Source organism: Streptomyces sp. YKOK-I1 (assembly GCF_054660435.1).
In genome coordinates, this window is the sequence record NZ_BAAGDR010000002.1 from 46,393 (window position 1) to 58,163 (window position 11,771).

Here is an 11,771-nt window from a genome sequence, read left to right on the forward strand (position 1 = left end):
GGCTCTAGTTGGCGTCGGCTGGGCCGACAAAATGTTTGATGTCGGCTCTGAGTCATTTGGAGTGCGGCCTCGGAGCCGACGCCGCGCCGACCGCCGCCGCGCCCCAAAGGATGTACGAGTTTTCGGATCGGCCCTGCTTGCAGCAACGCACCGGCCGGGTGGTGTTCTCCCCCGCCGGCACGACTTGTGTATGAGGCTCCCGTGAGGAAAAGGGGGACAAGCAGCGGGACGACATCCCTCCGACCCGACACGCCCGGAAGCTGGGGCTCGCTACGGTCGGGCAGTCCGCGGCGGCTTCCGCCGGGGCGCTGGTGCCGCGGTGGAAGCCGGCCCCGCGCCGGTCGTGCTGGTTGCTGGTCGAGTGCTCGGGCCGGCCGAACGGCAGGTGGGTCTTGAGCGCGGGCAGGTAGGTTCCGTGGATGTTGGGCGCGGTCACCTCATCGGCGTCGGCGGGGAGTTCGGGGCGGGTCCGCTCGGTGCGGGCTGCGGCCAGGTGCCGGCGCTGATCCGGGCGGGGACGACGGTGGTGTACTGCTCTCGGGCGGCGGGGGCGAGGGGATCGGTGGCGGTGGTGGGTCCGTCGTAGGTGATGTGGATGCGGGCCGCAGGCCCTTCGTGCAGAACGGCCTCGAGGCGGCGATGGCCGGGGAGCGCCTCGGGTCGGGTCCGGCTCCGGTGCGGGCAGCACGGCCGGCGCCTGGTCGGCGGCGTATGCCAGGGCGCGGTCGGCGTCGCCGGGCTCCTGAGAGGTCTCGACCTCTCGATGCCCGGGGTGCGTCTCTTTTCAGCCATGCCTCTATGACGTCCCTGCGCGGAAAGGTACTTCCGTACAAGGGCATGTACCTGACATCTTGCATCGACCATTCGTTTCGTACGGCGCGGCCGGTGCCCTCGGCGCGGCCGGGCCGTCTCCGGAGGACGCATTGATACCCCCCATATCCGGCCGACCCAGACGCGCGCTGGTGCTGGCGACCACGCTCGGTGCCGCCCTCGCGTTCGGCGCCCCGGGCGCCCTCGCGGGCACGCTCCCCGTCGTCCCCTCCACCGCGCCGGCCGCCAAGGCCCACGCTCTGGCCGCCGTGCCGGCATCCCAGAGTGCGGCCTGGGTGGCCGGCACGCGTGCCTACCTCGTGATCACCGCCCCCGGTGACAGCTCTGCGGTCCGCTCGGCGATCGCGGCCAACGGCGGCACCGTCTTCTCGGACTTCGACGCCATCGGCGTGATCGTCGCCCACTCGGCGTCCAGCGGATTCGCCGCCGCCATGCGCGGTGTCGCCGGCGTGCAGCAGGTCGGCGCCACGCGCACCTCGGACGTCCCGGCCGACGCCTACGACCCGGCGCTCCCGGCCAACCCGGCCCAGGCCTCGACCCCGGCCGGAGAACCGGTCCGGGCCGACATGAGCCAGATCAAGGCCGACCAGGCCTGGGCCGTGAACCCGGGCTCCGCCTCCGTCACGGTCGGCATCCTGGACACCGGTGTGGACGACCAGCACCAGGACCTGGCGCCCAACTTCGACGCGGCCGACTCGGTCTCCTGCGCCTACGGCAAGCCCGACACCCGTGCCGGCGCCTGGCGGGACGTCGACACGCACGGCACCCACGTGGCGGGCACCATCGCCGCGGCCAAGAACGGCAAGGGCGTCGTCGGCGTGGCCCCCGGGGTGAGGATCGCCGCGGTCCGGGTCGCCGAGCCGGGCAACTCCTTCTTCTTCGCCGAGAACACCATCTGCGGCTTCGTCTGGGCCGGTGACCACGGCTTCAAGGTCACCAACAACAGCTATTACACGGACCCGTGGCAGTTCAACTGCCCGGACAACATCGACCAGGCCGCCATCATCGAGGGCGTCAGGCGCGCCCAGGAGTACGCCGAGGGCAAGGGCTCCCTCCAGGTCGCCGCGGCGGGCAACGAGAACTACGACCTCGCCCACAAGACGACCGACTCCGCGAGCCCGAACGACTCGACGCCGGTCACCCGCACCATCACCAACGCCTGCCTCGACATCCCGACCGAGCTGCCGGGCGTGGTCACGGTCGCGGCCAACGGCACGGGCGTCACCAAGGCCTCGTTCTCCAACTACGGGCAGGGCGTCATCGACGTCGCGGCGCCGGGCAGCAGCGTGTACTCCACCGTCCCCGGCGGGGGCTACGGCAGCAAGAGCGGCACCTCGATGGCCACCCCGCACGTGGTCGGCGTGGCGGCACTCATCGCCAGCGCCGACCCGGGCATCACCCCGGCGCAGCTCCGCGCCAGGCTGGCCGAGCAGGCCAACGACATCGCCTGCCCCTCGGACAGCCGCTGCACGGGCACGACGGCCAGCAACTCGTTCTTCGGCGAAGGACAGGTCGACGCCCTCAAGGCCGTCGGGACCACCCCGCCGCCCGGCACGTACTTCGAGAACCTCGCGGACTTCGCCGTCAACGACAACGCGACCGTGGAGAGCCCGATCGCCGTGACCGGCGTGACCGGCAACGCCCCGGCCACCCTCAAGGTGGGTGTGGACATCAAGCACACCTACATCGGTGACCTGAAGGTCGACCTGGTGGCGCCGGACGGCACCGTCTACACGCTGCACAACCACACCGGCGGCAGCGCCGACAACATCGCCCAGACGTACACCGTGGACGCCTCCTCGGAGGTCGCGAACGGCACCTGGAAGCTGCGCGTCAACGACAACGCCGCCTCCGACACAGGCAGGATCGACGCCTGGAACCTGACCTTCTGACGCAGGGCCGGGCAACGCCCGCGTCGGCACGCTGTGCGCCGACGGCAGCTCCCTGTCCGCGGCCGCGGACGAGGCGGGCTGCGGTCGGCCAGGGCCGGACCGCTGCGCGGCGGAGGGCACAGGGGCCTCGGCGGCGGTGAACGCCGCGGCCGGGGCCGCCATGCCGGAGGCGTCCGGGAAGGCCGCGAACGGCCTGGGGCCGGTGCCCGGCTCACCGTGCGCCTCCCTGAGGACGCTCCGGCCGAACGGCGAGGTCCCCCACACGTTTGTGGCCTGGTTGTTCACTGCTGTTCAAAGCGTGGTGACGGGCGAGTGCACGCTGCGGCGTCTCTCCGTCGTGCTCTTGGGTCCAGCGGGTGACACTGGGCGTGGATATGAGCAGGTGCGGCTCGGCGTAGGCCAGGGCCGTAGCGGCGCGGGGGCCGGCATTGCGATCATGATGTCGAGCCGATCTTGGGCATCGCCGCGGACGGCTCGCAGGCGGCGCCCGGCGCGGGACGCGGTGGACGCGTTCGTGTCCGCCCACGCACGAGCCCGGCAGGAGCCGGACACCCCCCTTCCGCGCACACCTGCACGCGCTGGTGTCGCGCTCATCCGGCTTCGACTGTCAATCTCGATCGCCAGGAACGCACGCAGGACTCCGAGGGACTCGGGCTCGGGGGAACCTGCGACCGGCTACGAAGGCGCCTCACCAGGGAGGCCGCCGTCGCCCCCCACCACCACCTGAGCGGGCGGCGGGCGGCCCGCAGGCAGAGCGGGCCGGAGCCTGGGGGCAGCGATCATCGGCGCCGTCCCCGGCACCCTGACCCGCCCCTCAACTCGTCCTCGGCCGCCTCGGGCAAGGCGGGCCGGCTGCGCCCGGAGGCGCCCCGGAAGGTCGGCGGGCGCCTCACCGCGGCCCCGGGCACCCCTTCGAGGAGGTGCGGTTCACCTCGGCGTGGGGCAGCCGCGACGCTTTGGACGTGCAGCCGGTCATCCCTCGCCCTCTGTCCCGGCTGCCAGGCGCCACAGTTCGGGTGCGCTGGAAAGAGCACTCCGGTATGACCGCCGTGTTCGACCGGCGGACCCGCCGTGCGGCGCGGGCCTTCGCCGCCCCCGCGGGCTACGAAGCCAGCGCGTCGGCCTCGGCCGAGTGGGGTATGACGAAGAAGTCGGTGAGGAAGCAGGCGACGCTGCCGTCCGCCGCGCGGCCGATCCAGGTCGGATATGCGCCGTCGCCCCACCCGGACGTGAACCCGGCGAGGTTGTGGCCGCCCTCGCCTTGGGCCATGAAGACGTCGGGTCCGTGCCCGGCAGACTCCATGGCCGCCCACACCGCCCCTTCCTCGTCCTCCGTCCCCGGAAAAGCGTTCTCGGCCGAGGCGTCGTAGAAGCAGCCGGTACCCGCGTCCACGCCGTAGCCGAAGTACTGCTCGTCACCCAGTTCCGCCGGATCCTGTCCGGGCAGCAGCGCAAGCTCCCACCCGGCCACCTCCACGTCACGTATCACCAGCCGGGCGGCCGCGACGCGAGTGTGCGGGTGGGGCCCCGACTCCGCGCCTGGACGAACCAGCGTGGCGACGGCAGCGTCCACGGCGTAACGGCCGGGCTCCACCGCGACCGTGAAGGGTGGTACGTCCCCGCTGCCCAGGTACACGAACGGGTCGCACGCCACCACCTGGCCCGAATGCAGGGTGAGTTCGCCCACGCGCACCACGGACAGCGTTCCGGTCAGGTCGCGTCCGCAAGCGAAGGAGGTCCCGTCGGTGAAGTACCGGGAGTAGTCGGGCGCGGTGATGGGCATGCGGGGAACCTCCGTGAACCGGTGTGTATCCGGTGGATCCTAGAAGCAGGCACTGACATCTCCGCGTTCCTGCGCTGCGTCACGGGAGCGCCTGCTCTGGGCAGGGGCGGTGGCGGTGCCTGGAGGCAAGGTCCCGGAGCGGGTGGACCACTGCAGCATCCGGGCGGGCGGCCAGGGTGCCGAAGGGGAGAAGACGGACTTCGTCCGCAACCTCTCAGGCAGTCATCCGGATGAGCCAGGCACGTGTCCAGGGCCTGGGCGTGGTGGCGCCGTTCGTCTTCTGCGCACACCTTGCGGGGCAGCGCGCCCAGTCGCCGGCCTCAACAAGCGGGCCTGCCCGGCCCGGGGCGGGCAAGCGGTGCGTACGCCCAGAAGCCAGCACTGGCCCTGCACCCGCAACCACCCCGAAGATCACCAGGCGCGCCGAACACGCTCCGTCAGCGGGTTAAGGAATGGGATAAGTTCGTGGTTACGTTTCCGGATCTTTCGGAGTGGAGGTGCAGGGGTGGCATCTGAGGAAGAGCTGTTCGCGTCCGTCGATGCTCTGTTGAACGAGGAGCCGCATCTGCCGCCTCCGGCGGAGCGTGCCCGGCTGCGTGAGGCCGCCGGCATCACCCAGGCCCGCCTGGCCACAGCGCTGAAGACGACGACCCAGTCGGTGAAGAACTGGGAGAACGGCCGCAGCGAGCCGAAGTCGCCGCGGCTGGATGCCTACCAGCGGCTGCTGAACGGGTGGGCCGCGAAGTACCCGGCCCATGGTGCCGCTGGCGCGGCGGTGCCGGCGGACTCTGGCGGGCCGGCCGCGTCCGCGACGGCGGACGCCCCGCAGACACCCCACGTTGCGGCTGCGCAAGCACCGCATCCCGCCGCCCCCCGGCCCGCCGCAGCGTCGCGTCGCCCAACGGTGAAGAAGGCGGCCAAGCCCGCGCTGGACCCGGGTTTCCCTCACGGGCCGCTCGCCGTGCTGGACGGTGACGGCTCCGCTTACGGCATCGACGGGATCGTGCTGGACTGCCCGGCGGCCACCGTGGTGGAGCTGGTGGAGTGGACGCTGCGCGAGGCCGGTCTGGGCGCGCCGCGTCTGCACCGCAACGGCAAGGACAGCGACCCGCTGATCGTCCTCACCGCCGCGGCCGCCGTGAAACTCGGACTCCCGGAACACCTGGAAGGTCACGAGCAGCGCCGTTCTCTGCGGCTGCCGGAGGATCATCCGGTGGTCAAGCAGGTGGTGGAGGCGAAGTGGCGGCTCACCCAGCGCGGGTTCGGCCCGTGGGTAAGGATCTACCGCAACGCGCAGGGGGCGCGGCGGCAGTGCGTGCAGCTGGCGATCCTGTCGTGGGACGCCCTCGATGAGCGGTCCTGGCCCGGCGTGGCGGAGATGGAACCGGCCGACGTCGCCCGCGTCCTGGGGGTGTACGCCACCCGCGTCATCCCCCCGCGCGGGTCGACGGCCGTCTGCGGACTGGAGCTGATGACGGCGCTGCGCCCGCCCACCCGCGCGGTACGCGACGAAGCGAGCGGAAACTGGGTGCCCGGCCACAACCCCGGCTCGCTGGGGACGGACCCGATGGACCCGGCGCCGCCGGAGGCCACGCCCGAGCACCCCGTCGTCATCGACAGCGGCTGGAGCGGCGGGTTCCTGAACGAGGAGGCGTACCAGTGGGTGCGCGACGTCAGCCTGCTGACAGATGAGGAGTGCATGCTGCCGTACGCGGTCGGCCTCGACCTGAACACCGCCTTCCTCGCCGCCGCGGCCCGCCTGGTCGTCGGCCTCAGCGCGCCCGACCACTTTCGCGCCCCGGCGTTCAACCCGAAGATCCCCGGTTGCTGGCTGGTCGACCTGTCCCGCATCGGGCTGGACCCGCGCCTGCCCTCGCCGTTCACGCCGGACGGCTCGCGGCCGACGGGACCTGCCTGGTACCAGACGCACACCGTCGCCTACGCCCAGGAGCTCGGCCACAACGTCGCTCCGCTGGAGGGGTATCTGCGCCGGGAGACCGGCGCGTACCTGGACCCGTGGCACGACCGTCTGAAAAACGCCTACGCCGACACTCTCGCCGACCTCGGCGTCACCAAGGACCTCACGGACGTGGAGTTCCTCGCCGCGATGGAGCGGCACAAGGACGTCGACCCCGCGATGGCGGCCGTCCTCGCCGCCATCAAGGCCACCGTCAAGGGCGGCGTCGGCAAACTCCGCGAGCGCCCCCAGGGCAAGCGCTACAAGGAGGGCGAGCGGTGGCCGGCCCTGCAGCGCCCCACCTGGCGTCCGGATGTCCGTGCCGCCGTCATCTCCAAGGCACGGGTCAACATGCACCGCAAGCTCACCACCATGGTGAAGTTGACGGGCCTGTACCCGCTCGCCGTGCTTTCCGACTGCGTCGTCTACCCCAGCCCGGGCGCCTCGCCGCTGGATTTCCTGCCGTACGCCGCGTCCGGCAAGCCGCAGCCCGGCGGGTTCCGCCTCGGGCCCACGCCGGGCCTGGCCAAGCTGGAAGGCGTCCAGACCATGCTGTGGGCGGTCGACGTGATGGAACAGGGCTACAACCCCGCCCGTCACATCAAGGGCGGCGACGCCGTCCTGGACGAAGGAGAGTAGGCCAGTGCCCGACACCGGCCCGACGCACAAGACCTGGTTCCCGCCGGCCGACACGGGCGGCCAAGACCCCACCGCCGAGGAGGGCTGAGCCGTGGCAGAGATCGAGGACGCCATCGAGCGGGCCGGCCAGGAGAGCTTCACCCGCCAGCCGCCCAGGACGCTCAAAAGCCAGATCGGCTACCTGATCAAGCAGCTCAAGACGACCCGGGCCGTCGCCGAGGAGATCGGCGTCAGCCAGCGGTCGGTGGAGCGCTACCGCAAGGGTGAACGCAAGCACCCGCCCCGGGCCATCGCCGAACGGATCGACGCCGCCGTACGGCAGCGATGGCAGCCCCGGGTCCGCAAACGCCGGCAGCAACAAGCCGCCCGCAGCGGCGGGATCACGGTGGAGACCAGGGCGCGGTTCGGGTACACCGCACCGATCGGCACCACAGACGACGGACGCTTGCGCCGCCTCACCGTCCACCTCCCCCCGCAATACGCCCAGCGCCTCTTCGACGCCCGCGACACAGGCGCCGGTGACCAGCAGATGCGCCAGATCATCGCCGAGGGATTCAAAGAGATCTACTTCCAGGACGGCGGAGCCCGCGCCATGGGACTCTCCGACGTCACCCTCAACGACATCGACTACCTCGACCTCGACTACTGACCTCAAGCCGGCCGTAGGCCCAGCACCTGCTTTGTGACTGAGCACGTCAGTTGGCGGCCGGCGTGGCGGGCTTTGCGCCCAGGCTCGCTCCGCTCTGCCACATCAACGGCCCGACCGTGCACGACGAACCGCAGATGCCCTTCGGCGGTGTCGGCGCCAGCGGCTGGGGACGGTTCGGTTCCCGGGCCGCGCTGGAGGAGTTCACGGAACTGCGCTGGGTCACCGTCCAGTCCGGCGAGCGGCACTACCCGATCTGACCCCCGGCATCCAGAACAGACGCGAACAGATCGGAAACCCGCATGCCCACTGTCCGTGACGCCGTCTTCGGAGTACTGCGTCGGTTCCAGCTGACCACCATCTTCGCCAACCCGGGGTCGACGGAGATCGACTTCCTGACCGGCCTGCCCGACGACCTCGACTTCCGCCTCGCCCTGCACGAGGGCTCCGTCGTCGGCATGGCCACCGGATGGGCGATGGCCCACGGCCGCCCCGCGTTCGTCAACCTCCACACCACCGCGGGCCTGGCCAACGCCGCGGGCGCGCTGGCCACCGCGCGCACCAACCGCGTGCCGCTCGTGGTCGTCGTCGGCCAGCAGGACCGGCGCCATCTCGCCTACGACCCGTTCCTCGCGGGCCGGCTGGAGGGGCTGCTGGGCGAGTATCCGGTATGGACGAACCACCCGGCCCGGCCCCAGGACGTGCCGGCCGCCGTCACCCGCGCCCACCACGAAGCGATGGCCGGGGCGGGCCCGGCGATCGTCGTGGTCCCCATGGACGACTGGCAACAGCAGGCCGACCCGATCCGCGGCGCGGCCCCGCCCGTCGTCCACAGGCCGGCCCCGGCGGGGACGGACGCCGCCGACGACCTCACCTCACTCCTCGACCTGGCCCGCTCCCCCGTGATCGTCGCGGGCGCAGGCACCGACGACGACGCGTCCTGGGCGGCTCTGGTGGAGCTGGCCGAGCGTCTGGGGGCACCGGTGTGGCAGGAGCCCTTCGGTTCGCGCGCCGGATTCCCGCAGGACCACCCGTCGTTCGCGGGCCATCTCCCGGCGGGCCGGTCCGGCGTGCGCGCCGCGCTGGCCGGGCACGACGTCCTCCTCGTGGTCGGTGCGCCGGTCCTGCGGCAGTACCCACGCGAGCCCGGCGAACTCGTCCCGGACGGCATGACGGTCCTCCAGGTGACCCCGTACGCGGACGAAGCCCACCACAGCGTGGCCGACGTGGCGCTCATCGCCGACCCGGCCGCCGTCTGCCACCGGATCGCCCAGCGGGTCCGCCCGCGCGAGGGAACACGGTCCGGGCGGCCCTCCCCACAGGCTGCGCCTCTGCCGGAACCGGGCGGCCCGCTGCGCCCCGCCCATGTGTTCGACCTGCTCGCCCAGCATCTGCCACCCGACACCGTCCTCGTCGAGGAGTCCCCGTCCAGCCGCCCCGAACTCCACCGCCGGGTGCCGGCCCGCGCTCCCCTCGGATTCGTCAGCGCCGCTGCGGGCGGGCTCGGTTTCGGGCTACCCGCGGCCATCGGTCTCAAGATGGGCGCACCGCACCGGCCCGTGGTCGCCGTCCTCGGCGACGGCTCGTCGCTCTACGCGATCCAGGGCCTGTGGAGCGCCACCCACTACCAGGTCGGCACGCTCTTCCTCGTCCTGGCCAACGGCGGGTACGCCATCATGGACCGGCTCGCCGAGAAGTCGGGGCGGGGCAAGGCACCCTGGCCCTCCTTCACCGAGGTCCGCATCTGCGACATCGCCCGCGGCCTGGGCTGCCCGGCCCGGCGGATCACGACCCACGAAGAGCTGACGGCGGCCCTGGACGAGATCCTGCCGTCCCTGGCACAGCGGTCCGAACCGCTCGTGCTCGACATCGAAGTGGCCCCCGACGAGTCCTACGGCTGATCCACCGCATCGCCGCCCTTGAGGACCCCCTCCCGCACGCCCCATGAACCTTCGCCGCACCGACGAGGAACCGATGAAGATCACCCATTTCGGCCACGCCTGCGTCCTGCTCTCCACAGACCAGGAAGTGCTGCTCGACCCCGGCACCCTGTCCACCGGCTTCGAGACCCTGCGCAACCTGGACGCGGTGCTGGTCACCCACGACCATCCCGACCACCACGACCCCGACCGCCTCCCCGAACTCCTCACCGCCAACCCCGCCGTCCGGTTCGGCTCGGTACCCGACGGCGTCGACGCGGTGGCCGGCGAGCACGCCGTCATCCACCCCGACCTCCCTGGCATGGCCAACACCGGCTACCTGGTCGACGGCGTGTTCCACCCGGGCGACGCCTTCCTCCCGCCGCCCGGACCCGTGAAGGTGCTGCTGCTGCCCATCGGCGGGCCGTGGATGAAGATCGGCGAGGCCATCGACTACCTGCGATCCGTCAAGCCCGAGCTGGCAATCCCGATCCACCAGGCCGGACTCGCCCCGGCCCACCAGGAACTCCACCTCCAACTGCTCCGCGGACTCGGCCCCAAGGGCAGCCAGATCGAGGTACTCGACCACGGCGTCCCGTACGCCGTCTAGAACCGCCCGCGCGCCCCGCACGGACAGCCCTCACCCACCACGGCACCCGACGGTGCCGGACGGGCTCTCAGACGGCCCGTCCAGCCGGTACGGCTCGAACGCGGCACCCGCCCACTGGACAACCCGGGCCGAAGAAACCCGCACGCCTGTGCATACGACCGATGTCCCGCCTACCTGTCGGGCCTGCGTTCTCCCTGGCCTGCGAACACCGACCGGCAGACATCGGCAAACAGCCGGCCCCACCCGCAACGAGGGAACGGACAGACCCGAATGAAAAAAGGACGTAAAGACGGGAACACTGCAACACCGCTGTCGCGGACTCGCGGCCGATGCCGACATCATGAGAGAAACACCATCTCCCGTGCGCCGCCGAAGAAACCACCAAACAACCCCTCAACCGGCGCATCCTCGAACCGTCACCTGTCCCTGTCTACTTGCGCGTCAGGAACGAGTGGCTCAGCCAGGTGCCGGACCTTCCGAGATGGGCAGCGGTTCTGCGGTCTTCGGGGCCAGCATGCGGATGGAGGGGGTGGCGACCATGGCGAGGGTGGCGAGGAGGATGAGCGCGGCGGCCACGTAGAGGGTGGCGTGGAGACCGAGGAGGAGTACGGCGGGTCCGGCGGCGAACTGGGCGAGCGGGAGCGCGAGGTAGGAGCCGAGGTCGTCATAGGCGTAGACGCGGGCAAGGCGGTCCTCGGGTATCTGCTCGTTGAGGGTCGAGTACCAGGCGACGCCGGCCTGCTCGACAGCCACGCCCGCCACGAAGTTGGCCACGACCAGCGCCCAGGTGTACGGGGCGAGCGCGAGCAGCAGCGGGGTCATCGCCGTCAGGCCCATCAGCGTGCAGCCGACCAGGATCGCGCGCCGGGGCCGCCATCTCAGCGACAGTACGCCGCCGGCAACCGCGCCGAGCGAGGACGCGGCGACGGCCAGACCCCAGCCGGTGCGGCCGATCCCGGTGGTGTCGGCGACGGCCGGGCCGAGGACGGTGAACGAGGCGGTCAGGCCGGCGTTGAGGAAGCAGAAAGCCACCACGATCACCCACACCCAGGTGCGTGAGGTGAACTCCTGCCAACCGACGCGCAGTTCATGCACCACGCCGGGGCTGGGCGCGGGCGGCGCAACCTGGATGCGGACCAGCGCGAAGAAGGCGGCGGCGAGCGCGAAACTGAACGCGTCAACAGCCAGGCCCCAACCTGAGCCGACCGCGGCAACCAGTACGCCGCCCAGCGAGGCGCCCGCGATCATCGCGCTGCTGCCCCCGATCCGGGAGAGCGCGAGAGCGGCGCGGCGGGACTCGGCCGGCACGGTCTGGGGCAGCAGGGCCTGGGCGGCGGGCTGGTAGCAAGAACTTGACGCCCCATTGACCGCGGCAAGCGCCATGAGCAGAGGGATGGCGGCGTTGTGGGTGAGGACCAGGACGGCGGTCATCGCCTGGCTCGCGGCACTGACCACGCTGCTGCCGACCAGCAGCGGACCGCGCGGCAGCCGGTC

The 11,771-nt window shown here is 71.7% G+C and carries 9 protein-coding genes; 6 read left to right on the forward strand and 3 right to left on the reverse strand.

The window, feature by feature from the left end; translation table 11 throughout:
- Nucleotides 1-432: 432 nt before the first annotated feature.
- A complete protein-coding gene (locus ACYQ8Q_RS44715; RefSeq protein ID WP_460060506.1) occupies nt 433-792 on the reverse strand; it encodes a hypothetical protein in 360 nt (119 codons plus the stop codon).
- A gap of 170 nt (nt 793-962) precedes the next feature.
- Here ACYQ8Q_RS44715 and ACYQ8Q_RS44720 point away from each other — a divergent pair, with 170 nt between their 5' ends.
- Nucleotides 963-2,723 carry a S8 family peptidase gene (locus ACYQ8Q_RS44720; protein WP_460060508.1) on the forward strand — a complete coding sequence of 587 codons (1,761 nt, stop codon included), beginning with the start codon at nt 963-965 and terminating at the stop codon, nt 2,721-2,723.
- Nucleotides 2,724-3,825: 1,102 nt separating this feature from the next.
- Here the strand turns inward: ACYQ8Q_RS44720 and ACYQ8Q_RS44725 are convergent.
- The gene (locus tag ACYQ8Q_RS44725) at nt 3,826-4,506 is read right to left on the reverse strand and encodes a DUF4241 domain-containing protein (RefSeq protein WP_460060510.1); all 681 of its coding nucleotides are present in this window, start codon (nt 4,504-4,506) and stop codon (nt 3,826-3,828) included.
- A gap of 505 nt (nt 4,507-5,011) precedes the next feature.
- On the opposite strand from ACYQ8Q_RS44725, the gene tap reads away from it, so the two are divergent.
- The 5 genes from tap to ACYQ8Q_RS44750 all read left to right on the forward strand — a co-directional run bounded on the left by tap (nt 5,012) and on the right by ACYQ8Q_RS44750 (nt 10,277).
- Complete coding sequence (gene tap / locus ACYQ8Q_RS44730; protein WP_460060513.1) at nt 5,012-7,102, forward strand: telomere-associated protein Tap; 2,091 nt, start codon at nt 5,012-5,014, stop codon at nt 7,100-7,102.
- Between the two features lie 91 nt (nt 7,103-7,193).
- A complete protein-coding gene (gene tpg, locus ACYQ8Q_RS44735; protein WP_460060515.1) occupies nt 7,194-7,751 on the forward strand; it encodes a telomere-protecting terminal protein Tpg in 558 nt (185 codons plus the stop codon).
- A 62-nt stretch (nt 7,752-7,813) separates the two neighbouring features.
- Nucleotides 7,814-8,008: an aldehyde dehydrogenase family protein gene (locus tag ACYQ8Q_RS44740; protein ID WP_460060517.1), complete on the forward strand. Its 195-nt coding sequence runs from the start codon at nt 7,814-7,816 to the stop codon at nt 8,006-8,008.
- A 42-nt stretch (nt 8,009-8,050) separates the two neighbouring features.
- Complete coding sequence (locus tag ACYQ8Q_RS44745) at nt 8,051-9,649, forward strand: thiamine pyrophosphate-dependent enzyme (RefSeq protein WP_460060520.1); 1,599 nt, start codon at nt 8,051-8,053, stop codon at nt 9,647-9,649.
- Nucleotides 9,650-9,692: 43 nt separating this feature from the next.
- Complete coding sequence (locus ACYQ8Q_RS44750) at nt 9,693-10,277, forward strand: MBL fold metallo-hydrolase (protein ID WP_460060522.1); 585 nt, start codon at nt 9,693-9,695, stop codon at nt 10,275-10,277.
- 456 nt (nt 10,278-10,733) lie between these two features.
- Here ACYQ8Q_RS44750 and ACYQ8Q_RS44755 read toward each other — a convergent pair.
- Nucleotides 10,734-11,771: MFS transporter (locus tag ACYQ8Q_RS44755; RefSeq protein ID WP_460073918.1), on the reverse strand; the 1,038-nt coding region annotated here is incomplete at its 5' end.

What these genes read in the sequence shown, in the direction of transcription:
- ACYQ8Q_RS44715 (WP_460060506.1), bottom strand. Translation starts at nt 792, where the DNA reads ATGGCTGAAAAGAGACGCACCCCGGGCATCGAGAGGTCGAGACCTCTC.
- ACYQ8Q_RS44725 (WP_460060510.1), bottom strand. Translation starts at nt 4,506, where the DNA reads ATGCCCATCACCGCGCCCGACTACTCCCGGTACTTCACCGACGGGACC.
- ACYQ8Q_RS44745 (WP_460060520.1), top strand. Translation starts at nt 8,051, where the DNA reads ATGCCCACTGTCCGTGACGCCGTCTTCGGAGTACTGCGTCGGTTCCAG.
- ACYQ8Q_RS44750 (WP_460060522.1), top strand. Translation starts at nt 9,693, where the DNA reads ATGAACCTTCGCCGCACCGACGAGGAACCGATGAAGATCACCCATTTC.